General features: G+C 63.1%; 26 protein-coding genes. 10 read left to right on the top strand and 16 right to left on the bottom strand.

Features of this window, described 5'->3' with window-relative positions:
- Window position 1: 1 nt before the first annotated feature.
- From MO486_RS03930 to asnS, 11 genes are read right to left on the bottom strand one after another with little or no spacing between them, the layout of a single operon-like run.
- Window positions 2-1012, bottom strand: coding sequence for an amidohydrolase family protein (locus MO486_RS03930; protein WP_242904739.1), 1011 nt, complete (start codon window positions 1010-1012; stop codon window positions 2-4).
- A gap of 4 nt (window positions 1013-1016) precedes the next feature.
- On the bottom strand, window positions 1017-1547 hold the full coding sequence (locus MO486_RS03925; protein WP_242904738.1) for a 3-hydroxyanthranilate 3,4-dioxygenase: 531 nt from the start codon (window positions 1545-1547) through the stop codon (window positions 1017-1019).
- 5 nt (window positions 1548-1552) lie between these two features.
- Window positions 1553-1978, bottom strand: coding sequence for a RidA family protein (locus tag MO486_RS03920; RefSeq protein WP_242904737.1), 426 nt, complete (start codon window positions 1976-1978; stop codon window positions 1553-1555).
- A complete protein-coding gene (can, locus tag MO486_RS03915) occupies window positions 1975-2640 on the bottom strand; it encodes a carbonate dehydratase (protein ID WP_242904736.1) in 666 nt (221 codons plus the stop codon). The genes MO486_RS03920 and can overlap by 4 nt, the downstream gene beginning before the upstream one ends.
- Window positions 2637-3989, bottom strand: coding sequence for a hypothetical protein (locus tag MO486_RS03910; protein ID WP_242904735.1), 1353 nt, complete (start codon window positions 3987-3989; stop codon window positions 2637-2639). The genes can and MO486_RS03910 overlap by 4 nt, the downstream gene beginning before the upstream one ends.
- Entirely contained in the window at window positions 3986-5413 is a 1428-nt protein-coding gene (locus MO486_RS03905) for an aldehyde dehydrogenase (protein WP_242904734.1), read from the bottom strand. Before MO486_RS03905 ends, MO486_RS03910 begins: the two co-directional genes overlap by 4 nt.
- 49 nt (window positions 5414-5462) lie before the next feature.
- Entirely contained in the window at window positions 5463-6248 is a 786-nt protein-coding gene (locus tag MO486_RS03900) for an SDR family oxidoreductase (RefSeq protein WP_242904733.1), read from the bottom strand.
- Between the two features lies 1 nt (window position 6249).
- Window positions 6250-6879: an FMN-binding negative transcriptional regulator gene (locus tag MO486_RS03895; RefSeq protein ID WP_242904731.1), complete on the bottom strand. Its 630-nt coding sequence runs from the start codon at window positions 6877-6879 to the stop codon at window positions 6250-6252.
- Between the two features lie 10 nt (window positions 6880-6889).
- Window positions 6890-7192 (bottom strand): hypothetical protein, encoded by a 303-nt coding sequence (locus MO486_RS03890; protein ID WP_242904729.1) that lies wholly within the window; start codon window positions 7190-7192, stop codon window positions 6890-6892.
- Window positions 7189-7491 carry a hypothetical protein gene (locus tag MO486_RS03885; protein WP_242904727.1) on the bottom strand — a complete coding sequence of 101 codons (303 nt, stop codon included), beginning with the start codon at window positions 7489-7491 and terminating at the stop codon, window positions 7189-7191. The genes MO486_RS03890 and MO486_RS03885 overlap by 4 nt, the downstream gene beginning before the upstream one ends.
- Window positions 7491-8891: an asparagine--tRNA ligase gene (asnS, locus tag MO486_RS03880; protein ID WP_242904725.1), complete on the bottom strand. Its 1401-nt coding sequence runs from the start codon at window positions 8889-8891 to the stop codon at window positions 7491-7493. The genes MO486_RS03885 and asnS overlap by 1 nt, the downstream gene beginning before the upstream one ends.
- Window positions 8892-9000: 109 nt before the next feature.
- Here asnS and MO486_RS03875 point away from each other — a divergent pair, with 109 nt between their 5' ends.
- The 7 genes from MO486_RS03875 to MO486_RS03845 all read left to right on the top strand — a co-directional run bounded on the left by MO486_RS03875 (window position 9001) and on the right by MO486_RS03845 (window position 14706).
- Window positions 9001-9339: an iron-sulfur cluster assembly accessory protein gene (locus tag MO486_RS03875; RefSeq protein WP_242904724.1), complete on the top strand. Its 339-nt coding sequence runs from the start codon at window positions 9001-9003 to the stop codon at window positions 9337-9339.
- 80 nt (window positions 9340-9419) lie between these two features.
- Complete coding sequence (locus tag MO486_RS03870) at window positions 9420-11195, top strand: DUF885 domain-containing protein (protein ID WP_242904723.1); 1776 nt, start codon at window positions 9420-9422, stop codon at window positions 11193-11195.
- A gap of 165 nt (window positions 11196-11360) precedes the next feature.
- Window positions 11361-11783 carry a 30S ribosomal protein S6 gene (gene rpsF, locus MO486_RS03865; RefSeq protein ID WP_242904722.1) on the top strand — a complete coding sequence of 141 codons (423 nt, stop codon included), beginning with the start codon at window positions 11361-11363 and terminating at the stop codon, window positions 11781-11783.
- Window positions 11784-11827: 44 nt separating this feature from the next.
- Window positions 11828-12058, top strand: coding sequence for a 30S ribosomal protein S18 (gene rpsR, locus MO486_RS03860; RefSeq protein WP_242904721.1), 231 nt, complete (start codon window positions 11828-11830; stop codon window positions 12056-12058).
- 80 nt (window positions 12059-12138) lie between these two features.
- Window positions 12139-12591: a 50S ribosomal protein L9 gene (gene rplI, locus MO486_RS03855; protein WP_242904720.1), complete on the top strand. Its 453-nt coding sequence runs from the start codon at window positions 12139-12141 to the stop codon at window positions 12589-12591.
- A 220-nt stretch (window positions 12592-12811) separates the two neighbouring features.
- Complete coding sequence (locus MO486_RS03850; RefSeq protein WP_242905330.1) at window positions 12812-14227, top strand: replicative DNA helicase; 1416 nt, start codon at window positions 12812-12814, stop codon at window positions 14225-14227.
- Window positions 14228-14265: 38 nt separating this feature from the next.
- Window positions 14266-14706 carry an SRPBCC domain-containing protein gene (locus MO486_RS03845; protein ID WP_242904719.1) on the top strand — a complete coding sequence of 147 codons (441 nt, stop codon included), beginning with the start codon at window positions 14266-14268 and terminating at the stop codon, window positions 14704-14706.
- A gap of 65 nt (window positions 14707-14771) precedes the next feature.
- Here MO486_RS03845 and MO486_RS03840 read toward each other — a convergent pair whose 3' ends face one another.
- Together MO486_RS03840 and MO486_RS03835 are read right to left on the bottom strand one after the other, a co-directional pair.
- Complete coding sequence (locus tag MO486_RS03840; RefSeq protein ID WP_242904718.1) at window positions 14772-16373, bottom strand: XVIPCD domain-containing protein; 1602 nt, start codon at window positions 16371-16373, stop codon at window positions 14772-14774.
- 15 nt (window positions 16374-16388) lie between these two features.
- Window positions 16389-17084, bottom strand: a complete 696-nt coding sequence (locus MO486_RS03835; protein ID WP_242904717.1) for a hypothetical protein — start codon at window positions 17082-17084, stop codon at window positions 16389-16391.
- A gap of 105 nt (window positions 17085-17189) precedes the next feature.
- Between MO486_RS03835 and alr the strand changes: the two genes are divergently transcribed.
- The gene (gene alr / locus MO486_RS03830; RefSeq protein WP_242904716.1) at window positions 17190-18266 is read left to right on the top strand and encodes an alanine racemase; all 1077 of its coding nucleotides are present in this window, start codon (window positions 17190-17192) and stop codon (window positions 18264-18266) included.
- Between the two features lie 6 nt (window positions 18267-18272).
- Here the strand turns inward: alr and MO486_RS03825 are convergent, their stop codons facing one another.
- The 3 genes from MO486_RS03825 to MO486_RS03815 form a co-directional block, all read right to left on the bottom strand.
- Window positions 18273-19796, bottom strand: a complete 1524-nt coding sequence (locus MO486_RS03825; RefSeq protein ID WP_242904715.1) for an alginate export family protein — start codon at window positions 19794-19796, stop codon at window positions 18273-18275.
- 27 nt (window positions 19797-19823) lie between these two features.
- Window positions 19824-20360, bottom strand: coding sequence for a LuxR C-terminal-related transcriptional regulator (locus MO486_RS03820; protein ID WP_242904713.1), 537 nt, complete (start codon window positions 20358-20360; stop codon window positions 19824-19826).
- A 93-nt stretch (window positions 20361-20453) separates the two neighbouring features.
- Window positions 20454-21263, bottom strand: a complete 810-nt coding sequence (locus tag MO486_RS03815) for a fibronectin type III domain-containing protein (RefSeq protein WP_242904711.1) — start codon at window positions 21261-21263, stop codon at window positions 20454-20456.
- 364 nt (window positions 21264-21627) lie between these two features.
- Here MO486_RS03815 and MO486_RS03810 point away from each other — a divergent pair, with 364 nt between their 5' ends.
- Entirely contained in the window at window positions 21628-23112 is a 1485-nt protein-coding gene (locus MO486_RS03810; protein ID WP_242904710.1) for a wax ester/triacylglycerol synthase family O-acyltransferase, read from the top strand.
- 142 nt (window positions 23113-23254) lie between these two features.
- On the top strand, window positions 23255-23929 hold the full coding sequence (locus tag MO486_RS03805) for an OmpA family protein (protein WP_242904709.1): 675 nt from the start codon (window positions 23255-23257) through the stop codon (window positions 23927-23929).
- Window positions 23930-24001: the final 72 nt, after the last annotated feature.

The raw sequence follows: 24001 nt of genomic DNA, 5'->3' as shown, positions 1-24001 counted from the left end.
GTCACTGGAAGCGATTGGCGGACAATCCGAGCCATTCCAGCGCGGTGCCGTGATAGAGGCGCGCCTGCTCGGCGGGATTCAATTGCAGCGCGGCGATACCGGCACCGGGCTGCTGTTCACCGAGTGGGAACGGGTAGTCGGTACCGAGCATGACCCGCGACACATCGCACGTGTCGATCAGGTAGCGCAATGCGCGTTCGTCGGCCACCCACGAATCGAAATACAGGCGCGAGAGGTAATCGCGCGGATTGCGGAAATTGTCGGTGGCGACCAGGTCCGGACGCATGTTGAAGCCGTGTTCGATGCGGCCGATGGTGTAGGGGAAGCTGCCGCCACCATGCGCCAGGCACACCTTCAGTTTCGGCAGGCGTTCCAGCACGCCGCCGAAGATCAGGCAACACGCCGCGCGCGACTGCTCCGCCGGCATGCCGACGAGCCACGGCAGCCAATATTTCGGCATCGATTCGGCACCCATCATGTCCCAGGGATGCACCAGGATTGCCGCGCCGAGTTCGCTTGCGGCCTCGAAAAACTCGAACAGCTCCGGCGCATCGAGGTTCCATTCGCCGATGTGCGAACCGATCTGCACGCCCTGCAGGTTGAGCTGGTCCATGCAGCGCTCGAGTTCACGCACGGCCAGCGACGGGGACTGCATCGGAACCGTGCCGATGCCCGCGTAATGCCGTGGGTGCTCGCGACACGTTTCGGCCATGTGATCGTTGAGCGACTGGTGCAACTCCAGCGCGTGGTGCGGCTTGGCCCAGTAACTGAACATCACCGGCACCGTGCTGATCACCTGCACCTGCACGCCGAAGCGCGCGTAGTCGGCGATGCGCTCGTGCGGATCCCAGGTCTTGGGCCAGATCTCGCGGAAGAACTTGCCATCCTTGTAGATGCGATGGCGCCCGTCGTCGCCGTGGTGGATCACCGGGAAGCGGATATCGCCGTACTTCGCGGCGAGATCGGGCCAGTCGCGGGGCAGGTAATGAGCGTGGGTGTCGATCTTGAGCATGCGGTCAGGCTTCCGGCGTCACGTACTTGGCCGGGGCCGGATTGAGATGCCCGCAATGCTTGCACGTGCGGTGTTCGGGCGAAGCGTAGAACCGATCGAACACCGCGAGGAAATCCTTTTCGACATCGACCAGATGGAAGAACTCTTCGTAGAGTTTGGTATTGCAGCGCTCGCAGAACCACAGCAGCCCGTCGTCCTCGTGCGCCAAGCGCTTGCGTTCGATGACCAGGCCGATGGAGTCGGGCATGCGCTGCGGCGAATGCGGCACGCGTGGCGGCAGCAGGAGAGTTTCGCCAGCGCGTATGGGGATATCGCGCACCGCACCGTCCTCTTGGATACGCAGCACCATCTCGCCCTCGAGTTGGTAAAACCATTCAGGGCCTTCATCCCAGTGGTAGTCAGTGCGCTGGTTGGGACCGCCGACCACCATCACGATGAAGTCGCCGTTGAAGACGCACTTGTTGCCGACTGGCGGCTTCAGCAGGTGACGGTGCTCGTCGATCCACGCCTGGAGATTGAATGGGGCGGGTAGCATGGTAGTTACTCCTTCACCACGGCGATGCACTTCAATTCGATCGCGATCGGCGTCGGGAGTGCAGTGATACCGAGAGTGGTGCGACAAGGCGCCGTCGCGGTGTCGGGGAAATGTTCGGCCCAGACTGCGTTGTAGGCCTTGAAGTCACGGGACATGTCGGTGAGATACACAGTCACGTCGACCAGGTCCTCCCATCGCGCGCCGCTGGCTTCGAGCACGGCGCGCACATTGGCGAACACCGCGCGCGCCTGCGCCACGATGTCGTAATGGCGCACGCGGCCATCGGCAAAATATTCATTACCGACGATCGCGTTGGTCGCCGGATCGCGTGGGCCGATGCCGGACAGGAACAGCAATTTGTCGACACGGCGCGCATGTGGGTAGATGCCTACTGGCTTGGGTGCACTCCCGGTCTGGATGGCATCGCTCATACATCAGCTCCCGGGCGTCCACTCAGGCGAGCCAGTGCAGTTTCGTAGGCTCCGGCCAACTGCTCCGGCGACGCGACGTCCATGCCCATGTTGCGCACGCGACCGTCGTGCAGGCTGTAGACCCAGCCGTGCACGGACAGTTGTTGTCCACGTGCCCATGCATCCTGCAGCACCGTCGTCTGGCAGACGTTGACGACCTGTTCGATCGCGTTGAGTTCGCACAGGCGCGCATGCCGCAACGAGTCGAGTTCGACTTCCTCCAGCAACGCCATGTGCTTCTGCGCCACGTCGCCGACATGGCGCAACCAGTTGTCGGCCAGGCCGATGCGGCTTCCGGTCAGGCTGGCGTGAACGCCGCTGCAACCATAGTGTCCGACGACAAGGATGTGCTCGACCTTGAGCAGGTCCACGGCGAACTGGATCACCGACAGGCAGTTGAGGTCCGCGTGCACCACCACGTTGGCGATGTTGCGATGAACGAAAACTTCGCCCGGGTCCAGCCCAAGAATCTGGTTGGCCGGCACGCGCGAGTCCGAGCAGCCGATCCATAGGTACTTCGGCGACTGTTGCTTTGACAGGCGCTTGAAGAAGCCGGGATCCTCCTGCCTGATGCGGTCGGCCCAGTCGCGGTTGTTGCTAAGCAGGTCGTCGAGAGTGCTCATGCAGGCTCAGTGACTCCGTGCCGGGGAACATTATTTTCGCTTGATTGTCCCGACTCTGCAGCACGGGGGCGCGGCGCGACCTCCAGATTGCGGCTGGAAACAGTATTGCCATCATTTCCACGCAGCCTGATCCGGTATTTGCCGGGTGCGAGATACAACGGAGTTTCCAGTTCATCCGCACTGAGCACCACGAACTGATCCGCGGGAACGGCATCGACGGCTTCGGCGGCATACCGTGCCTCGATCAGGCAAGGCAACCGTTGCAAGCATGCCGACGGGCCGACGGCGACGGCTTGGCGTTTGCCTTCGAGGTCGAGCCAGCGTGGGCGGAGGTCATCTGACGGTGTCGGCAGCAGAACGGTGACATCGTGATACGTAGTGCGGAAAGACCAGGCTTTCTGCGTTGCGCGCGACACGAGAACGGTCGGGCTGGTGACAGCGAATTCTCCGAGCAGATGGTGATAAGCGGACGTTGTGTCCGTGGCGCTGCCGTATTCGAGTGTGGTCTGGTCAACGCTCAAGGGAACGATGCCGGTGAGCCTGTTGAACTCGAGCGCCATCGGCCTGGCGTCATCCGGCAACTGTCCTGGGGACTTGTCGATATGCGCATAGCCGGCATGGACGAAAAGCTTGGCGTTCGGATTCGATTTGAAGACTCGCTCGCTCAGATGCGCAGCCTGGCCCGTCTCACGGTCCTGTGCGGTGGTGCCGGCCTCGCTGGCCGGCTCGTAAGGAACGACCACGTAACCCAGTCGCAACGCTTCTCGGATGATTTCCCCATATATCGGCTCGCCGATATAGAAGCCGGTTTTCTCGATTGGATACCCGCGTGTTGCGAGCGCAGCGTCACCGGCGTCCACGGCTTCCGCCGCGAAATGGGTGTAACCGATGGCCCGCATTTTCGGCAGCAATGCCAAGGTCAGCAGGCGCGTCTGCGGACGATGATGCGCCTCGTTCACCATGACGACTTGCCGGGTTGCCGCTTCTTTCAGGATGTAGTCGGCCGCGGATACCGCAATGAAACTGTCCTTGTTAGGCAGCGCATCCAGTGCCATGCGTGACGCCCCGCTAGGGAACAAGCGGCTTGCCTCGTTCGGGCGACCGAGGATGCTCAGTTCGCTGGCGAGCATCTGGTCGACAACGTGCTTGAAGTGTTTTTCCTTGCCTGTCTGAACGTTGCGTGCGTACAGGAATTTCGAAAAATGATCGGGTTTGGCGCTGAAGCGACTGAAGAAGGTGGCGATGCGGATATTGCCCCAAGCCATGGATTGGGAGAGGGCAGGAGGCGTTGCAGAAATTGCAATCGCAATCGCGAGAAAGCACCAAGTCGCGGCAGAGCCCGGAGTCATTGCGACAGGTCCAGGCAAACATTGCGCGGCTCGGTGAAGAAACGCAGCGCCTCCGTCCCACCCTCGCGGCCGAGGCCGGACTGGCCCATGCCGCCGAACGGCGTGCGCAGGTCGCGCATCAGCCAGGTGTTGATCCAGATCACGCCCGCGCGCAGTTCCGCGGCGAAGCGATGGGCGCGATTGAGGTCGCGCGTCCACAGCGATGCGGCGAGTCCGTAGTCGCCGGCATTCGCCAATTGCAGTGCTTCGCCGTCGGAATCGAATGGCTGCAGGGTCACCACCGGGCCGAAAATCTCCTCGCGGTTGCTCGCGCAATCCGGGCCGAGGCCATCGATCACGGTTGGTGCCACGAACCAGCCGGGACGATCCAGCGTATTGCCGCCGCACCACACATACCCGCCTTCTTCGCGTGCGCGGGCAATGGCGGCGACGACTTTGTCATGGTGTGCCTGCGATACCAGCGGACCGAGATGGTTGTCTTCGTCGATCGGGTCGCCGACGCGCAATGCGAGCGCGCGCTCGACCAGCGCGTCGCGAAATGCGTTGTAGATACTGCGTTCGACAAGGATGCGTGAGCCACACAGGCAGATCTGGCCGCTGTTCTGGAATGCCGAACGCACGATGGTGTCGAGGTTCGCTTTCCAGTCGCTATCGGCGAACAAGAGCGTCGGATTCTTGCCGCCGAGTTCCAGCGACAACTTCTTCAGCAGCGGCGCCGCGAGGCCGGCGATGCGGCGACCGACGAGGGTGCTGCCGGTGAACGAAATCGCCTTGACCTTGGGATGGACGACCAGCGGCTCCCCGACTTCAGGCCCGAGTCCATGCACGATGTTGAGCACGCCTTTCGGGAAGCCTATTTCGGCAGCGAGCGCGCCGAGCATCGTTGCGGTGTGCGGCGTCACTTCCGACGGCTTGGCTACGACGGTGTTGCCGGCGGCCAATGCAGGAGCAATCTTCCATGTGAACAGGTAGAGCGGCAGGTTCCAGGGCGAGATCGTGCCAACCACGCCAAGCGGCTGCCGCAGTGTGTAGTTCAGCCCGGCCTGGCCGTGGTGCGATTCGCTGGCGAATTGCGTGGCGGCATGGGCGAAGAAACGCAGGTTGCTGATCGCGCGCGGAATCTCGACTTCGCGTGCGAGTTTGATCGGCTTGCCGCCATCGCGCGATTCGGCGTGGGCGAAATCGTCGAGCCTGGCTTCGAGCGCATCTGCGAGTTTCTCCAGCCAGCGCGCACGTTCGCTGTTGGGTAATGCCGACCAGGCAGGGAAGGCGCGTTCGGCGGCAGCCACCGCGGCATCGACGTCCTGCGCATCGCCATCGGCGACTTGTGCGTAAGCCTGCCCGGTTGCAGGGTCGAAGACATCGCGCCAACGGCCATTGGCCGCTTCGCGTGCTTCGCCATTGATCCAGTGAGTAAGACGCATCCTGCAAGCTTAACGCGCGCGTCACGCCTGCGTCAGCGTATGGAGGGGTTCAGATCGATTGCATTCGCCCGCCATCGATAGCGAGGCTGACGCCATTGACGTAGCCGGCAGCCGGTGAGCACAAAAACGCGATCACGCCGCCGATCTCGGCCGGTTGCGCGAAACGTCCCACCGGTACGGTCTTGCGCATGCCATCGATGATGTCCGCCTCGGACTGGCCCGAGGTCTGTGCGCGGTCGTGGATGATCTGGGTGATGCGACCGGTCTCGGTGTAGCCGGGCAGCACGTTGTTGACGGTGATGCCGAACGGCGCCAGTTCGCGCGACAGGGTCTTGGCCCAGCTCGCGACCGCGCCGCGGATGGTGTTGGACACACCGAGGCCGACGATGGGTTCCTTCACCGACGTCGAGATCACGTTGACGATACGGCCCCAGTTGGCGCCGCGCATGCCCGGCAACACGGCCTGGACGATGGTCTGGTTGGCGAGCAGATGCTTGTTGAACGCATCGAGGAAGGCGGTGGCATCGGCGGTATGTGCCGGCCCGCCGGGTGGACCACCGGTGTTGTTGACGACGACATGCACCGGTTTGCCGGCGGCGAGCGCTTCGACTTGCGCGCGCAGCGCGTCGTGCTGCGACACATCGGCCGCGATCCAGCCGTGCTGCTGTGAGCCGTTGTGGGGTAGGGCGGCAACGACTTCCTGCAAGGCGTCGGCACGGCGCGCGAGTACGGTGACGTCAGCGCCGAGCAGGGCGAGTTCATGGGCGGTGGCGCGGCCGATGCCCTCGGAGGCACCGCAGACCAGGGCGTGCTTGCCGGTGAGATTGAGGTCCATGTCAGTCGGCTCCAGTGGGAAAGCGTTCGCGCATCAGCGCAGCAACAGTGCGGCTGGGTTCGCGATCGGATGCATCGAGTCGTTCGGCCACCGCGACCCGATTGGCGATCGGGTGGTTCTGGCTGAGCTTGAACTTCATGTCGATCCGTTCGACATGGAAGCGGAAACCGATGATGCCGCGCAGCTGGCTGGCGTGGTCGTCGCGCCCAGGCTCGAAATGCCAATCGCTGCCGACCGCAGCTTCATGCTGGTCGCTTAGCGCAGTGACGAGTTCCGCCAGCGAATCGGCGTCGCCGAACGTGCTCAATTCACCATGCAGGTGGGCGACGACATAGTTCCAGGTCGGCACACGTGCTCCTTCTTCCTTGTCGGTGTACCAGGCCGGCGATACATAGGCATGCGGCCCATGCAGGATCGCCAGCGCGGGGCCGGCATGGCGGGCCTGTGGGTTCGGACGCGCCCAATGCCCGCACAGCTCGACCTTCCCCCCGTCGCGCGCGTACAGCACCGGCAGGTGGCTGACGACCGGAGCAGCATCACGCACGGTGATCAGAGTGATGAAGTTGTCGCGGGCAACGAGGCCGTCGAGGGCGCTGAGATCGGACTCGGAGAACGACGGCGGCAGATACATGCAGCGTTGCTCAACCGTTTGGCGGCAGTTTCTGGATCATGCGCTCGCGCAGCCTGCCGTCATCGCCCTGTGGTGGTGCGATCTCGTCGAGGTTGAAGCCGCGATCCAGCGCTTCCTCGGCATCGAGGCCGTCGTAGGCGACGAATTCTGCATCCATCAACGCGGCGCGGGCCGTGTCTTCGCTGTCATAGGCCAGCGTGTTGCCGTCGCTGTCGAAGACTTCAGCGGTGCCGGCCTCGCGCACGCGCAGGCGGGCCCACACGAGCGTGCGGCCGAGCGTGGCCAGCCACCATTCGTAGTGCGCATCGTTCATGGCGCGATCGCCCAGAGCCAAAGGATGCAGGCCATGCCCAGGCCGGCGAGGATGACAATCAACGATATCCGTGCGGGTGTTGCCAGACCGCTCAGTTGCGGATCGCGTGCTTGGTAGTAGCTGCCGCGCAGTAACCAGGACAGCGCCGATGGCTTGAGGAAGGCGCCGGCGCCGAGCTGTTTGGCGACATCCGGATGGCGATCGCGCACGTGTACCAACGCCAGCGGCCAGAAGATCACGAACGCGGTTGCACCGGCGATGGCGAAGGCGACGAAGAGCAGGGCAAAGAACAGCAGCATCAGAACTCCGCTTGCCCCGGCGCACGCGGATAGGGGATCGCGTCACGGATATTGCTCAGTCCGCAGACGTAAACGACCAGGCGCTCGAAGCCGAGGCCGAAGCCCGCATGCGGCACCGTGCCGTAGCGGCGGAAGTCGCGATACCAGCTGTAGTGCACCGGATCGAGGCCGAACTGCGCCATCCGTGCGTCGAGCAGGTCGATGCGTTCTTCGCGCTGGCTGCCGCCGATGATTTCACCGATGCCCGGCGCCAGCACGTCCATCGCGGCGACGGTCTTGCCGTCGTCGTTGAGGCGCATGTAGAAGGCCTTGATGTGTTCCGGATAGTTCAGGACGACGACAGGACGGCCGACGTGTTCCTCGGTGAGCCAACGCTCGTGCTCGGTCTGCAGGTCCAGCCCCCATTCCACCGGGAACTCGAACTTCTTGCCCGATTTCTGCAGCAACGTGATCGCATCGGTGTAGTCGATGCGCTCGAACGGCGCGTTGACGAAACCCTCGATCCGCGTGATCGCATCCGGTTGCACGCGTTCGGCGATGAAGGCGAGGTCGTCGCCGCGTTCGTCGAGCACGGCGCGGAACAGGTACTTCAGGAAATCTTCGGCCAGCTTCGCGTTGGCGGCGAGGTCGTTGAACGCGACCTCCGGTTCGATCATCCAGAACTCGGCGAGATGGCGGGTGGTGTTGCTGTTCTCCGCACGGAAGGTCGGGCCAAAGGTATAGACCTTGCTCAGCGCCAGCGCATAGGCCTCGGCGTTGAGCTGGCCGGAGACGGTGAGGAAGGTCTCCTTGCCGAAGAAGTCGCGCGAGAAATCCACGGCACCGTCGCTGCCACGCGGCAGGTTCATCATGTCCAGCGTGGAGACGCGGAACATCTGGCCGGCGCCTTCGGCGTCGGAGGTGGTGATGATCGGCGTACTGACCCAGTAGAAGCCGTTCTGGTGGAAGAATCGGTGCACCGCCTGCGCCAGCGAGTTGCGGATGCGGGTGACGGCGCCAAACAGGTTGGTGCGTGGACGCAGGTGGGCGACTTCGCGCAGGAATTCGAGCGAATGCGCCTTGGGCTGGATCGGATAGGTCTCCGGATCCTCGACCCAACCGACCACTTCCAGCCTGGAGGCCTGGATTTCGAAACTCTGGCCCTGGCCCTGCGATTGCACCAGCGTGCCGGTGGCGACAACGGCGCAGCCGGCAGTGAGACGCTTCACCTCATCCTCGTAATTGGCCAGGGTATTGGGCGCGACGACTTGGATCGGCGCGAAACAGGAGCCGTCGCTGACATTGACGAAGCTCAGCCCGGCTTTGGAGTCGCGCCGGGTGCGCACCCAGCCGCGGACCGTGACTTCGCCGCCGGCGGGCAACTTGCCCGCGAGCGCATGCTCGACGCTGACCACTGTCATGCCTTGAATCCTTGCCACTGCGGGCACATTTCTGAATCGCGAAGTGTACCGGACCGGTTGCATTACGGCGTCCGGGCTATCATTAAGGTCGTATCCGATTGGAGTCGCCATGGCCGTCACCCTTGCTCCCGCTGCCCTTGCACGCGTTCGCGGCTATCTCGCCGAGACGCCGGGCGCGATCGGCCTGCGTTTTGGCGTCAAACGCACCGGCTGCTCCGGCTGGGGCTACGTGGCCGATCTCGCGAAGGAAGCGCGCGAGGGCGACACCGTGTTCGAGCAGGACGGCGTACGCATCCATGTCGATGCCGACAGCCTGGCGCTGGTCGACGGCACCGAGATCGACTTCCTCAAGCAGGGTTTGAACGAACAATTCGTATTCCGCAACCCGAACGTCGCCGGCGAATGCGGCTGCGGCGAGAGCTTCACCACCCAGGCCGACGCGGCCTGAAGGTTTCGACCAGCCTTTGGCACGGTAGCGGTCCAAGCATCGGACGCTAGACTCGCCCGGTTCGCCCGCCGGAGCCGACCATGATCCGTTCCCTCGTCTTTGCCGCGGCCGCCGTTGCGGCCTTCGCCGTAGCGCCTGCGTACGCGCAGAACACAGATGCCGCGAAGACCCTGCATCAGCTGTTCGACGACGAATGGGAACGCGGCCTGCGCGAAAGCCCTGAAAACGCCAGCTACAACGGCGACAATCGCTACAACGACCGCTGGACCGATCTCACACTGGATGCGATCGCACAACGCGAAGCCGAAGATCGGGCTGCACTGGCAAAGCTGCTCACGATCGACCGCACAGCGTTGTCGCCGGCCGATCAGCTCAACTACGACACCTTCGAGTGGCAGCTGAAGCACAGCGTCGAACGACAGCAGTTCCGCGAGTATCTGCAGCCGATGGGCCACCAGGGTGGCGTGCAGACTGCGGACGGCATCATCGAGGTGCTGCCGTTCGCCAGCGTCCAGGACTACCGCGACTGGCTCAAGCGGTTGGAGGCATTGCCGGTGGTGATCGACCAGACCATCGCGCTGATGCAGGAAGGAACGAAGGCCGGCTACATGCCGCCGCGGGTGCTGATGCAGCGGGTGCCGGCGCAAATCGCCGCACAGATCGTCGATGATCCGACTGAAAGCGCCTTCTATAAGCCTTTCGCGAAATTTGCCGACAGCGTTCCCGTCGGTGAGCGCGCTGCGCTGCAAGTCGAGGCAAGACGGGTGATCGCCGAACGCATTGTCCCGGCCTACCGCAAGCTGCAGGCATTCTTCAACGACGATTACCTACCCAAAACCCGCGCCACGATCGCCGCCACCGACCTGCCGAACGGCAAGGCCTATTACGACTTCCTGGCCGGTTACTTCACCACCACCGACCTTGGCGCCGAGGAGATACACGCCATCGGGCTGAAGGAAGTCGCACGCATTCGGGCGGCGATGGAGAAGATCAAGGATGAGGTCGGTTTCAAGGGCACGCTGGGCGAATTCTTCACCTTCCTGCGCACGGATCAGAAGTTCTTCCACAAGTCGCCGGAGGCCCTGCTTGAGGCCTATCGTGCGATTTCCAAACGCATCGATCCGGAGTTGGTCAAGGCGTTCAGGACGATCCCTCGATTGCCCTACGGCGTGCGCCCGATCCCGGCCAACATCGCGCCCGACACGACCACGGCCTACTACCAGGGCGGCGCCACCGACGGCAGCCGCGCCGGCTATTACTACGTCAACCTGTACAAGCCGGAGGTGCGGCCAACCTGGGAAATGATGGCGCTGTCCCTCCACGAGGCGGTGCCGGGCCATCACTTCCAGTTCGCCCGTGGACTGGAACTGCCGGACGCGCCGATGTTCCGCCGCACCGCATACTTCGTCGCCTATGGCGAGGGCTGGGGCCTCTACGCCGAGCAACTCGGCTACGACATGGGCCTGTACGACGATCCTTATGACCGCATGGGCCAGCTCGCCTACGAGATGTGGCGCGCGGTACGGCTGGTGGTCGACACCGGCATGCACGCCAAGGGCTGGAGCCGTGAGCAGGCGATCGGCTACTTCAAGGACAACGCGCCCAAGACCGACCAGGACATCGTCAACGAAATCGATCGCTACATCGCCTGGCCCGGCCAGGCCCTGGCCTACAAGATCGGTCAGCTGAAGATTTCCGAGCTGCGGGCCCGCGCCAAGCGCGAGCTGGGGGCGAACTTCGACCTGCGTGCCTACAACGACGCGGTACTGGAGACCGGCTCGGTGCCGCTGGACGCGCTGGAAAAGCACATCACGGCCTGGATCACCGCCCAGCAACAGGCCCCCGCCGCCCGCTGACGGCCGGGGAGGGCGGATTTGCACCTAAGCCCTTGAACCTGCCATACTTTCCGGCTCCCGCTCCGGTGGGAGACCCTTGCTCCACCGCGTCCAGTCCGGGTGACGGGGAGCTGCCAGGTCCTGCTTCCGCAAGGAACGCCGGGCCGCATCCACAAGGAAACAACAATGCGTCATTACGAAATCGTGTTCCTGGTCCATCCGGACCAGAGTGAACAGGTCCCGGCGATGATCGAGCGTTACAAGACGCTGATCGAGAACGGCAACGGCAAGATTCACCGTCTCGAAGACTGGGGCCGCCGCCAGTTGGCGTACCCGATCGAGAACCTGGTCAAGGCCCACTACGTGCTGCTCAACATCGAAGCGGGTCAGGACGTGCTCAACGAACTGGTCGACGGCTTCCGCTTCAACGACGCCGTGCTCCGTCACCTGGTGATGAAGCGCGACGACGCGGCGACCGACCAGTCGCTGATCATGAAGAACAAGGACGAGAAGGGCGACAAGCCCGAGCGCGGTGAACGCCGTCGCCGTGATGAAGACGAAGGCGCGATTGGTATCGCCGACGCCGACGACACAGCAGAAGCCGCATGAGCTTCAAACCGTCCAAGTCCAAGACCAAGTCCGGGAAAGCACCCATGTCCAAGTTCTTCCGCCGCCGTAAATTCTGCAAATTCACCGCCGAGGGCGTGAAAGAGATCGACTACAAGGATCTCAACACCCTGCGCCAGTACCTGACCGAGACCGGCAAGATCGTGCCGAGCCGCATCACCGGCACCAAGTCGAAGTACCAGCGCCAGCTGCAGACGGCCGTCAAGCGCGCGCGTTTCCTCGCGCTGATCCCCTACACGGATAACCACAACGCCTAAGCGTTGCGGCTCATCCCACCTGTCATTCGGACAGCCAACAGTTGCGGGCTGCGGCCCGCTAACGAATACGGAGTAATACGATGGAACTGATCCTCCTGCAGAAAGTGACCAACCTCGGCAACCTTGGCGACAAGGTCAACGTCAAGCCGGGCTATGGCCGCAACTTCCTGGTGCCGCAGGGCAAGGCCGTGCCGGCCACCGCTGCCAACCTTGCCGAGTTCGAAGCCAAGCGCGCCGAGTACGAAGCCAAGGCCAAGGCCTCGCTGGAAGGCGCCGAAGGCCGCCAGGCGCGCCTCGAAGGTGCGACCGTCACGATCGCCGCCAACGCTTCGACCGAAGGCAAGCTGTACGGCTCGGTCGGCCCGCGCGATATCGCCGAAGCACTGACCAAGGCCGGCAACCCGGTCGAGAAGTCGGAAGTGGTGATGGGCGAAGGCCCGATCCGCCACATCGGCGAGTTCGACGTCATCGTGCACCTGCACGCCGACATCGAAGCGACGGTCAAAGTGACCGTGGTGGCCGAAGCGGCTTAAGCCTCTACTGCATCGCAACACGAAACGGGCGCCGCGAGGCGCCCGTTTTCGTTGGGCCGTCGCAGCGGGTGAGACGGGTCTCTGGGAAAAGTTATGCACAGGATTTCCCACGACTTGTCTGCAACACCCTGCCAGCGAGGCGACTAGGATGACCGGTCTGCTTCAACAACAACTACAACAGGATCGCATCGACGATCCGGACAGGGGAGTTACATCGCTGATGAGCGCACGCCAGGGATTTCGTGCCGACCCCCACGCTTTGAGTAGCCGTGCGGACAGCCGCATCGAGCAGCTGCGCGTGCCACCGCAATCCATCGAAGCCGAGCAGGCGGTGCTCGGCGGCCTGATGCTGGATCCAAGCGCCTACGATCGCATCGCCGACCAACTCGTCGACGGCGACTTCTATCGCCGCGACCACCAACTGATCTACCGCGCCATCCGCGAACTCGCCGAGAAGAACCGTCCTTACGACGCGGTCACGCTGGGCGAGTGGTTCGAGTCGATGAACCTGGCCGAACAGGTCGCCGGTGGTGCCTACCTAGTCGAGCTCGCCAGTACCACGCCCTCTGCGGCCAACATCGCGGCGTATGCGGAGATCGTCCGCGACAAGGCGGTGCTGCGGCAGTTGATCGAAGTCGGCACCGGTATCGTCAATGATGGCTTCCAGCCTGACGGCCGCGACAGCGGCGAGATCCTGGCCAAGGCCGAGCAGGACGTGTTCGCGATCGCCGAAGCCGGTGCGCGCGGCCGCACCGATTTCACCCCGGTCACCAAGGCGCTGTCGGAAGCATTCGATGTCCTGCAGACGCGCTACGCGAGTGGTGGCAGCGTCACCGGCCTGCCGACCGGCTACACCGAATTCGATGAGATGACCGCCGGCCTACAGCCGACCGACCTGCTGATCCTTGCCGCGCGCCCGGCGATGGGTAAGACCACACTTGCGCTGAACATGGCCGAGTACGCTGCGATCAAGTCGAAGAAGGCCGTTGCGGTGTTCTCTATGGAAATGTCGGCGAGCCAGCTGGCATTGCGCCTGATTTCCTCCAACGGCCGCGTCAACGCAACCCGACTTCGCAATGGCCAGCTTGAAGACGAGGATTGGAGCCGCGTCACCGGCGCCATCCGCATGTTGCGTGATGCCAAGATCTTCATCGACGACACCCCGGCACTGTCGCCAGAAGTGCTGCGCGCCAAGGCGCGCCGGCTCAAGCGCGAGCACGACCTCGGCCTGATCGTGATCGACTACCTGCAGCTGATGGCGGTGCCCGGCAACAGCGAGAACCGCGCCACCGAAATCTCCGAGATTTCGCGCTCGCTCAAGGGCCTGGCCAAGGAGCTCAACGTACCGGTGATTGCGCTGTCGCAGCTCAACCGCTCGCTGGAAACCCGCACCGACAAGCGCCCTGTGATGGCCGACTTGCGCGAGTCCGGCGCGATCGAGCAGGATGCCGACGTCATCGTCTTCATCTATCGCGACGAGTACTACAACAAGGAAAACTCGCCGGATAAGGGCCTGGCCGAAGTCATCATCGGCAAGCAGCGTAACGGCCCAACCGGATCGATCAAGCTCAAGTTCTTCGGCGAATACACCCGTTTCGACAATCTCGCCCACGATTCGGTTGGCAGCTTCGAGTAAGGGGCGTCGGGAACCATCGACAAGGCAGGAGTAGTGCAATGATCGAGCCGATCAAGATCGAGTACGACCTGCCGCTGAGCGCCGTCGATGCGTTCACTTGCTATGCGCTCCGCATCGGTGACTGGTGGCCAGCCGGATTCACCGCGTACGGCGATGACGGGCTCGATACGATCGTGATCGAGCCGCAGGCCGGCGGACGCATCTACGAACGAAGCCATGACGGCAGCATCTACGACTGGGGCATAGTCCGTGCGTTTGTCCACGGCATCGAACTCGTGCACTCGTTCCATCTCGCCCAGGACAAGCAGCACCCGACAGAGGTCGCGGTGCGCTTCAACGACACTCACGGCGGTTGCCGGATGTACTTCGAACACCGCGACTGGAGCCACGAGAACGTCCACGTGCGCGACAAATTCCTGCCCGCTGGTGGCGGCTGGGATGTCGTACTCGGTGCCTTCGTCGAGTTCACCCGCAGCTAGGGCGAGTAACCGCATGGATCGAAGTGAAACGCCGGCCCAGCCATGCTCGATGCCGGGTTCTTCGGTTATCGCGCGATAGCACGCACCGGCGCCGGCTCCTGTGGCGACGGCTGGATCGCTTGCTGCGCCACCTGTCGACCAACCTCGCGCGTCTGTTCTTCATTCAGCGCATTGAGTTGACTGAGGCTGGTGTCGACGGGCGTGTTCGTGGCGGTCTGGGTATCGATCCGGGCCAAGTGCTTGGTCGGCGAGCTCAAGTCGCCTTGGACCGCAAACGCGTAATCGCCTTTCTCGCTAAGTACCACGTGGTCGATGTGCTGCAGGCTGGCTTGCTTGGCCGCAACTGCTGCGCTGGTCGCCAGGCGATCACTGGAGAGGTCAGGCGTTCGATGCAGGCTTGCTTCCAGCCGCCCGACGGCAGCGACGCTCTCGGTCAGGAGTGCGTGGTCGGGATGTCCGGGTTGGGTGGCGTCGGTGCGGATCGGGAGATCGGCGACCCTGGTTTCCGGCGGCACAGGGCCGATAGCGACCTTTGCGTAATCGAAGCGACTTGCCAGCGCTTCATCACGTGGCTCGGCGTTCCTGCAATCGGCGACCACGCGGCACACCTGGCCGGGTGCCAGCGTTTCAACCACGCCTCCCGGATGTTGCCGGTCTACCTTGTTCCATATCCGGTAGAGCAGCATGCCTTCTTCGGAGCGATGCACCACGTTCATGCCTGGTGCGCTCGGTTCAGGCCTTTTCTGCAGGAACGGGGTATCGCTCAGCGTGTTGAGGTAATCCACCATCAGATTGCCGGATCGGATCGCCAATCCGTTACGGTGATAACCGCCGCCGACATCGGAATGTGCGCCACCCACCATCACCGCAAGGAAACGGCCATCTGCAGTCATGCCCTGGTCGATGATGCTGGTGGACTTGAACAGCCCACGGCGCTCGTCTTCGGCGGTGATCTGGAAGCCTGAGATCACCGAAGGTGGTAATCGACGATCGTGATTGCGTGGTTCGCCGGTTCCGACTGGATCGAACAGACCCACAGCTTGTGCAATCTGGCCGGGTGGAACCAACGGTGGTTTGGTGTATTCGATGACGGCCCGATCAGATTCATCGGTCGTTTTCTTGATGCCGGTCCAGTCCTGGATGCCGCGCTCATGCACGAGTCGCGCGAAACCAGCCGCTTGTTCTGCGCCACGGCTGAAGCCGATGTTGGCGAGGTGGATTTCGGCGTTCGGGTCTTCCTTCTTCCAGTCAGCAGCCTGTCTGATGAATTGGTCGTACATTTTTTCAATACGCTCGTCGTAGGTGAAGCCAATGCCACCATCGAGCGTGCGCACGACTACGTTTCGCTGCGTGCCAATTCCTTCGACATATCCGACGTGAATACTTTTGTTGCTGCTATGCTCCAGTGCCTGAAGCTGGTCTTTTACTTCACCCACATTGGTCGCGTGTTCCGGGTTACGGATGGCGTCGTTCCCTGTGCCATCAAAGGCAGCCACAAACAGGCGTTCGTGCGGGTTGCCCGCATGATTCAAAACGGGAACTCGCATGTGCTCCAATGAGCGCTTGGCGGTTTCGAAAGTCGCCATGTCGTGGGCGTTTGCCGGGTAGTAGCCGACTCCGTCCTCGAGGATGCCGTCCTTGCCGGGCTTGTGCTTTTCCTTGCTCATGGCGCCCTCCGTGGCTTAGTAAGTGTGACTCCAGGCCAAGATCACTTCCTGGCGGAAGTCGCTTTTCCTAGTCGCGGTGTCCTTGAGGGCGATCATCGCCTTCATATAGACGTTGATCGTTCGGTCGTTAACCTCGAGGAAGACATCCGGACCACCGATGGTCGCCGCGGTTTCGACTGGAATTTCTTCCTGTGGGACGTTATGCAGGATCAGCTCGTCCTTGAAGATGTTGCCGATATCAACCTGTGCTTCATGCGGCACCCCGTCCTTTGATTTCCACTTGACCACTGCGGGTTCGGGGAAATTATCGATGCCGATATAAAGCGCGCCACCCCAATACTTCTTGTAGTTCTGCATTTTTGGCGGCGATGCAACCTCATCGGGCTCCTGCTTGACGTGATAGAAGTCGTTGTAAAGAACCGAGCAGCCGATCGTGTCGTAGCAATAGGCTTCGAAATTGTGGTCTTTAAACCGCAGCGGGAATTCATTGCGAACGACGTGACCGCCGCTATCGGAATTGGACATAGACATGGCGTGCTGGCATCCGAAGATGGGGAGGCAGAGCAGGGCTGTTAGGAGGGCCTGAGATAGCGGCGACCGATGCGAGCTGGATATCGCGAAGGGCTTGCCCGGCCAGGTTTCGCTCGATGCGGTGAAAAACTTGCGGACCGGCGTAGCGCTTGCCAGACGTCCCAACCCAGCCTTGGTCATGGTTGCATTCCCTCCTTGGAGCGGGCTCCAGACTATGCATGGATCCGGGCTCGTGCAACTCGGGGTCTGCGGCGTTCCGGTTTGCACGCCCGTTACACTATGTCCATGGCCCGCCCAACCTCCGCCACTATCCATACCGACGCGTTGCGTCACAACCTTTCGCAAGTGCGCCAGCGTGCGCCGAATAGCCGGGTCATGGCGGTGGTCAAGGCCGACGGCTATGGCCATGGCCTCGAGCGCGTCGCACGTGCGCTGACGGGTGCCGATGCCTTCGGTGTCGCGGCGTTGAGCGATGCCGAGCGGCTTCGCGCTGCAGGGTTGTCGCAGCCGATCGTGTTGCTCTCCGGCTTCGACGAGCCCGACGACCTGTCACAGCTGCGCCGGCTCAATGTCGAAACCGTCGTCCACCATGTCACCCAGCTGGAGATGTTGGAACAGGCCCCACCGGGGGAGCCGATTCGCTGCTGGCTCAAGCTCGACACCGGCATGCATCGTCTCGGTTTCGCACCCGAGTACGTACGCGAAGCGCACACGCGATTGTGGGCCATGCCGGCGGTGGCCGATGACATCGTGCTGATGAACCACTTCGCCAGTTCCGATGAATTCGACAAGCCACAGACGCGCGAGCAGTTGCATGTGTTCGCGGAAGCGACGGCGGGTTTGCCGGGCGTGCGTTCGCTGGCGAATTCGGCCGCCGTGCTCGGTTGGCCTGCCGCGCATGCCGATTGGGTGCGGCCGGGCGGCGCGCTGTATGGGATTTCGGTGGTTGATGGCACCTCTGGCACCGATTTTGGCCTGCGCCCGGCGATGACGCTGAGCACGCGCCTGATCGCGGTCAACCGCATCCGCAAGGGCGAGCGCATTGGCTATTCCGCGACCTGGGAATGCCCCGAAGACATGCCGGTTGGCGTCGCGGCGATCGGCTACGGCGATGGCTATCCGCGCCATGCACCGGCGGGCACGCCGGTGCTGCTCAATGGTCAGCGCGCCAACATCATCGGCCGCGTGTCGATGGACCTGATGACGATCGATTTGCGCGCACAGCCCGATGCCAAACCTGGCGATCCGGTAGTGCTGTGGGGCGTGGGCCTACCGGTCGAAACCATCGGCGCGGCAGCGGACACCATAGGCTACGAGCTGGTGTGCTCGATCACCCGCCGGGTGCGCTTCGTCGAGGACTGACGGCTCTCAGAAGGCGATCCGAAGGGCGAGGAAACCACCATAGCTCCACGAACCTTCCGCCGATCCGAACGCCGGTCCGGCTCGGAATGCGGCAGCGACGAACTCGAACTCGAAGCGCTCCCATTCCTCCAGTGCCAGCACCGCATCGATACCGCTGCCGAGTTCGCGATGCGTGCCGGTGAGTGCGACATCCAGCCGCGCATCGCGTAGCGACGTCGCAGGCTCAACGAGTCGGTAGCGGTGATGGACCAGGTCAAGCGAGCTTGATTGCAGCAGCGTGAGTCCCGCGCCGAACGTCAACACTTGAAGATTCGACAACTCCGGATCGAGCAGGACGCCATAGTGGCCGTAGCGCTGCACGCCGCCGAAGCCGGCTTCATTGGCATGCAGGCCGGTCTGTCGGAAAGCGTAGTCGGCGCCGTCGTCGGAATTCCGGTCGCCCGTGCCGAACGCGATACCGGCGATCAGTCGTGGCTCCCACGCGAGCGGCAGAATCCAGTTGAGGCCTGCGTCCATCGCCCAGCCACGCACATCTTGCTGGCTGACGCTCGCCACAATGCTTTGTTGCACCGGAAAACTGTTCCAGTCCAGCGTCTCGAATTCGGCGAGGTGCTCCTTGCCGCGCACCTGAGCCGCATCGAGCCAATAGCCGAGCATCCCGTGCGCGCCGAAATCGATCCCGCCCATCAGACGTGCACCAACCCAGGTGAGACGGGCGTCCGATTCGTCCTCGCGATCGAGCTGGACTACCCGCCCAGGGAACTCGCGATGCGAGCGGTCGTCCTGATGCAAGGCAAACAGCTGCAGGACATGATTCCGGCGCCAGCCCCATGAGGCCTCCGCGATCACGCGGTGCACGCGATCATGTTGCGGATCGACGAAGTCGCGATCGGAACGGCTGGGTGCCAGCTCGCGCGCAAATGCCAGCGCGAGATCGAAACGCTCCGCCTCGTACTCCACCCGGATCGCATCGAGTTCCTCGTCCCACCACCAGCGGCGATCGTCCTCGAAGTCGAGGCGGCCGAGATCGAGGCTCAGATTCGAACCAGCGATGTGCTCGCTGTAGAGCCACATCTCGCCGCGTTCCACGAAGCGATTTGAGACCGTAGCGGAGGTGTCCGGGCGCAGCACTTCCTCAATGCCTGTGCGCACCTGCGCGAACAGCGACAGCGGCCTGCCCAGACTGTAGAACGCCTCCACTTCGAGCTCCTGCGCCGATAGTGAGCGGTTGACCCGGCGCGCCGGATCGTCGACGGGAAATCGGCGTAGTGAGTCCTGGACGATCTCGATTTCGCCGCCGACGATTAGCGGCCGCCCTGCAACCTGCACGCTCCACGGTTCAAGTGGGCGCCGCTTGTCCTCGCGTTCGGTCAGTCGCTCGCGTAGCGCATCGTCTTCCGTATCCCCGGGTTCTTCCGATCCGGTGGCGGCGGGTTCCTGGTCCGAGGCCCAGGCTGGTGTCGCCGGCACCAGCGCCAGCACGCCCAGCAGGAGCGGCAACGACGTGATGCGAGCCGCGTTGCGAGACATGTATGCCCCTGCCGGTGGGTTCGTTCGCTACTGCAGGCCTTCGATCGGTGCGAGCAGGTCTTCAAGGAAAAACGCGGATAGCGCGGCACGACCGGTCAGGCCGGCCTTGGCGTAGATCGAACGCGCCTGCTCGCGGACGGTGCGCTCGCTGACGCTGCGGACCTGGGCGACCTCCTTGGTGCTGAGGCCCTTGAGCAGCAGCAGGGCCACCTCGCGCTCCGCCTCGGTCAGGTTCCAGCGCGAGAACTGCGTTTCGATCGCCTGGCCCAGGCCATCTAGGTAGGAGCGGGCTTCCGAGCGCCAACGCTGCCCCTGCACGCGGGCGATCTCGATGTCGTGGATCACCTGTAGGTTTTCCTCCCGCTGGCGCAGCGCCACCCGGAACAGCAACGCGACGCCGACGCTGGTCATCACCACCGGCGCGATCTCGAGCAGGTTCAACACGATGTCCAGCGCGCTCGAGTCCGGCTCTTCGATGAGGTCAATCGCAATCAGCAACACGAGGCCCACGACCACCGCGACCGCGGCCCAGGCGCGGGTTCGGAAATCGATCAGCTCGTTCATGGCGTTGCCTCACGAGTTTGTGGGGATCCCCACCCGGCAGCGGCGCGCCGGATGGGGCAGTGCAGTAGGCTGAAGCGTACTCCCACGCTGTTATTACGGTGCGGTCGAGAACGTGCTTTCGGTGATCGTCTGGTTGTGGCTCTTGGTGACCGCCAGCACCTCGAACTTGTAATCGGTGCCCGGCTGCAGGAATTGGGCCGGCACCTTCACCGCCGTCACCGTGGCCGGCAGGTCCACGCTGAAGATCCGCAACGGCTCCGGCAACTCCACAATCACCTGGTAGCCGCCGATCTTGCCGCCCGGAGGATCGGCCACAGGATCCCAGTCGATGACCGTGTTGTTGTGGTCGGTGATGCCGCCTGCGGTTGGGGTGACGACGTGCGGGCCGGCAGGGATGTCATGGCTCAACACCGTGGTGCCGACCATGCGCTGGCCTTCGACCGTGCGGCCTTCGATCAGATACTTGCCGGCGGGGAACAGTACCAGCAGGTCTTCCAGTGGCAGATCCTGCAGCGACGGCTCTGCGCTCTCGAAGAACAGTTCGGTCACGCCGATCAGACCGACGCTGCTGCTGGCCTCGATCTCCAGCATGGTGCCGCGGCCGTTGGGGCCAATCACTTCCAGTGCCTCCCAGCCCTCGCCGTCGATCAACATCTGGATGCCTGCGTCCTGGGCTGTGTCGTTCAGTTCGATCAGGATCCGCGCCTTCGAGAACTGGATCGGCTTGCCGCCCCCCTGGGGCAGGGCGGCGAACGACGCCAGCAAGGTGACTGCGGCGGCAAGTCCCACGATCGGCTGCGTCCATCGACGGCCGGGCCGGCGACTGTCTGCATCCACGCCGCGTGGCAGCTGTGGGAGGTCGGGTGCTGCAACTGATTTGCGTCTGACAGGAATCGTGATCATGTCGTACTCCTTGATCTGGGGGAGCCGATGGCCGGTCGCGCGTGCGCGACGTCGGTACCGCCGGTTTCCAGCGGACTACGCCGTCGCTGACGGGGCGTCCATTGGCGCTATGACGTAGGTCAAGCGCGAGTGAGGCAGGGCGCGGCGGCAGTCACGGCGGAGGCACGGGATTCCACCCGAAGGCGATCCAATGACACCCACATCACAGCGGGCTCATCGGGTGCGCCTCTTCTGCTTGGCCAGGGTGAATCTAAGAACGGCCCCGTTTTTTCGCGGAGCTGATGTCGGTCGTGCCGATACGGCCTTTCGATTGACGCTGTTCTCGCGCCCGTGATTCACTCGCCGTGAACTCCGGGAGATGTGCATGGCCGCCACTGCACCGCGCAAACGCGTTCGTCGCGAACCGATGTCACGGGTGGACACCGCCTGGTTGCGGATGGAGCAGCCGACCAATCCGATGATGATCACGGCGGTATTGATGTTCGCCGAGACCATGTCGGTGATCGACCTGCGCCGTTTGATCAAGCAACGCTTCCTCGCCTACACGCGTTTCCAGCAGAAGGCGGTGGACACGGCGGCCGGCGCGTCTTGGCAGACTGACGACGACCTCGACCTCGACTGGCACGTGCAACTCACCGCGCTGCCGGGGCGTGGGGGCAAGCGTGCACTTGAACGCCTGGTCAGCCAGCTCGCCTCGACGCCGCTCGATGCCGGGCGGCCGTTGTGGCAATTCCACTTGATCGAGCGATATGACGGTGGGTCTGCACTGGTCATCCGCATCCACCACTGCTACGCCGATGGCATCGCGCTGGTGCAGGTGTTGCTGTCGCTCACCGATACCACGCGCGAACCGACCAAGGGCAAGGACCTGACGCGCGCGTGGCTGAAGCAGGACGGTGCCGAGGTGGCGCGACGGGTCGGCGCGGTCGACAAGTACATGCAGCTTGGCAGCAAGGTGGTCGAGAAGGGCATGGAGATGTACCGCGATCCCAGCCTCGCCGCGGTGTTGGCCAAGGAAGGGGGTGAGATCGCCCGCGAGCTGATTACCGCGCTGTCACTGGCGGATGATCCACCGTCGCTGCTGCGCGGCAAACTCGGCACGAGCAAGCGCGTGGCCTGGGCTGAGCCACTCGATCTGGAAGAAGTGAAAGCCGTTGGTCGCGCCTGCGACTGCACGGTCAACGATGTGCTCATGGCGACGGCTGCCGGCGCCCTGCGCGAATACATGCTCGAGCGTGGCGATCGCGTCGATGGCCTGACCATCCGCGCCACCGTTCCGGTCAACCTGCGCCCGCTGGAGCACGCGAAGAAACTCGGCAATCACTTCGGTCTGGTGTTCCTTGATCTCCCGGTCGGCGAAAGCAATCCGATCCGTCGGGTCGAACGCGTCGCTGCGTGCATGAATAACATTAAAAATTCACGACAAGCTATTGTTACATTTGGTGTTTTGGCTGCTCTTGGAATGGCGCCGCCGGCACTGCAAGGGCTGGCGTTGGAACTCTTCAGCCGCAAGGCGAGCGTGGTGGCGACGAATGTCCCGGGACCCTCGCAGACGTTGTACCTGGCCGGATGCGCATTGCGCGAAATGATGTTCTGGGTGCCGCAGACCGGTTCGATGGGCGTGGGCATTTCCATCTTCAGTTATAACGGTCGCGTGCATTTCGGCATGATCGCCGACGCCAAGTTGATCCCTGATCCGGACGCCGTGATCCGGCGTTTCGGCAGCGAATTCGACAAGCTCTTGTACCTGGCGCTGATGGGAGATTGGGACAAGACGTTCGATTCGTTCGCCGCCGAAGCATTGCTGCCGGAGCAGACGCAGGAAGCGATCGCATTCCTGACCAGTTGATGACTCGACGAGGCATTCCAACCGCAGGCTAAACGCAAGCCTGCGGTCGTCACCCATCACTGACATCTCCGTGCTTACCTTGTCGCGGCCTATTCAGGTCCGTTGACGGATCATTACTATCCCTGCGACAAGGAGATGCACCATGAAAATGCAACTGAAGGTTGGCCTTGCGGCGATGAGCATCTCGCTGCTGGTGTCCAGCTGCGCCACTTATACCGGCCAGACCAATGCGCCGGACGACCCCAACCGCACCCAGCGTGGCGCGATCATCGGTGCCGTCGCCGGTGCCGTCGCCGGCCTGTTGAGCGGCGATGACGCCACCGAGCGTCGCCAGCGCGCACTCGTCGGTGCAGGCGTCGGTGGACTCGCCGGTGGTGCGATCGGCGCCTACCAGGACCGTCAGGAAGCCGCGTTGCGCCAGCGCATGGCCGGCACCGGTGTCGATGTCGTCCGCAACGGCGACAACATCACCCTCAACATGCCGAGCAACATCACGTTCGACTTCGATCGTTCCGATCTGAAGCCGCAGTTCCTGCCCGTGCTCGACAACGTCGCGCGCACGTTGACCGAATACAACCAGACCGTGGTCGAAGTGGCGGGCCACACCGACAGCGTCGGCACCGATGCCTACAACCAGGCCCTGTCCGAGCGCCGTGCCAACTCGGTCGCCGGTTACCTCGGTTCGCACGGCGTGATGAGCCAGCGCATGATCGTGGTCGGTGCCGGCGAGAGCCGTCCGGTCGCCAGCAATGAGACCGAGTCCGGTCGAGCGCAGAATCGCCGCGTCGAAATCACGCTGGTACCCGTACGCAGCTAAGTCTTCAATTCACGGCAAAAAGAGAACGGGCCGCATAAGCGGCCCGTTTTTCTTATTTCGCGGAAGTTCCTG

Source organism: Lysobacter sp. CFH 32150 (assembly GCF_022758295.1).
Lineage (GTDB): Bacteria > Pseudomonadota > Gammaproteobacteria > Xanthomonadales > Xanthomonadaceae > CFH-32150.
This window is presented reverse-complemented; position numbering and strand designations above follow the sequence as displayed.

Coding starts and splice junctions, on each gene's coding strand:
- MO486_RS03930 (WP_242904739.1), bottom strand. CDS start 1,012: ATGCTCAAGATCGACACCCACGCTCATTACCTGCCCCGCGACTGGCCC.
- MO486_RS03825 (WP_242904715.1), bottom strand. CDS start 19,796: ATGTCTCGCAACGCGGCTCGCATCACGTCGTTGCCGCTCCTGCTGGGC.
- MO486_RS03885 (WP_242904727.1), bottom strand. CDS start 7,491: ATGCTGCTGTTCTTTGCCCTGCTCTTCGTCGCCTTCGCCATCGCCGGT.
- MO486_RS03815 (WP_242904711.1), bottom strand. CDS start 21,263: ATGATCACGATTCCTGTCAGACGCAAATCAGTTGCAGCACCCGACCTC.
- can (WP_242904736.1), bottom strand. CDS start 2,640: ATGAGCACTCTCGACGACCTGCTTAGCAACAACCGCGACTGGGCCGAC.
- MO486_RS03845 (WP_242904719.1), top strand. CDS start 14,266: ATGATCGAGCCGATCAAGATCGAGTACGACCTGCCGCTGAGCGCCGTC.
- rpsR (WP_242904721.1), top strand. CDS start 11,828: ATGTCCAAGTTCTTCCGCCGCCGTAAATTCTGCAAATTCACCGCCGAG.
- MO486_RS03905 (WP_242904734.1), bottom strand. CDS start 5,413: ATGCGTCTTACTCACTGGATCAATGGCGAAGCACGCGAAGCGGCCAAT.
- asnS (WP_242904725.1), bottom strand. CDS start 8,891: ATGACAGTGGTCAGCGTCGAGCATGCGCTCGCGGGCAAGTTGCCCGCC.
- MO486_RS03875 (WP_242904724.1), top strand. CDS start 9,001: ATGGCCGTCACCCTTGCTCCCGCTGCCCTTGCACGCGTTCGCGGCTAT.
- MO486_RS03805 (WP_242904709.1), top strand. CDS start 23,255: ATGAAAATGCAACTGAAGGTTGGCCTTGCGGCGATGAGCATCTCGCTG.
- MO486_RS03925 (WP_242904738.1), bottom strand. CDS start 1,547: ATGCTACCCGCCCCATTCAATCTCCAGGCGTGGATCGACGAGCACCGT.
- MO486_RS03840 (WP_242904718.1), bottom strand. CDS start 16,373: ATGAGCAAGGAAAAGCACAAGCCCGGCAAGGACGGCATCCTCGAGGAC.
- MO486_RS03895 (WP_242904731.1), bottom strand. CDS start 6,879: ATGTATCTGCCGCCGTCGTTCTCCGAGTCCGATCTCAGCGCCCTCGAC.
- MO486_RS03910 (WP_242904735.1), bottom strand. CDS start 3,989: ATGACTCCGGGCTCTGCCGCGACTTGGTGCTTTCTCGCGATTGCGATT.
- alr (WP_242904716.1), top strand. CDS start 17,190: ATGGCCCGCCCAACCTCCGCCACTATCCATACCGACGCGTTGCGTCAC.
- MO486_RS03810 (WP_242904710.1), top strand. CDS start 21,628: ATGGCCGCCACTGCACCGCGCAAACGCGTTCGTCGCGAACCGATGTCA.
- MO486_RS03890 (WP_242904729.1), bottom strand. CDS start 7,192: ATGAACGATGCGCACTACGAATGGTGGCTGGCCACGCTCGGCCGCACG.
- rpsF (WP_242904722.1), top strand. CDS start 11,361: ATGCGTCATTACGAAATCGTGTTCCTGGTCCATCCGGACCAGAGTGAA.
- MO486_RS03870 (WP_242904723.1), top strand. CDS start 9,420: ATGATCCGTTCCCTCGTCTTTGCCGCGGCCGCCGTTGCGGCCTTCGCC.
- MO486_RS03920 (WP_242904737.1), bottom strand. CDS start 1,978: ATGAGCGATGCCATCCAGACCGGGAGTGCACCCAAGCCAGTAGGCATC.
- MO486_RS03900 (WP_242904733.1), bottom strand. CDS start 6,248: ATGGACCTCAATCTCACCGGCAAGCACGCCCTGGTCTGCGGTGCCTCC.
- rplI (WP_242904720.1), top strand. CDS start 12,139: ATGGAACTGATCCTCCTGCAGAAAGTGACCAACCTCGGCAACCTTGGC.
- MO486_RS03835 (WP_242904717.1), bottom strand. CDS start 17,084: ATGACCAAGGCTGGGTTGGGACGTCTGGCAAGCGCTACGCCGGTCCGC.
- MO486_RS03820 (WP_242904713.1), bottom strand. CDS start 20,360: ATGAACGAGCTGATCGATTTCCGAACCCGCGCCTGGGCCGCGGTCGCG.
- MO486_RS03850 (WP_242905330.1), top strand. CDS start 12,812: ATGAGCGCACGCCAGGGATTTCGTGCCGACCCCCACGCTTTGAGTAGC.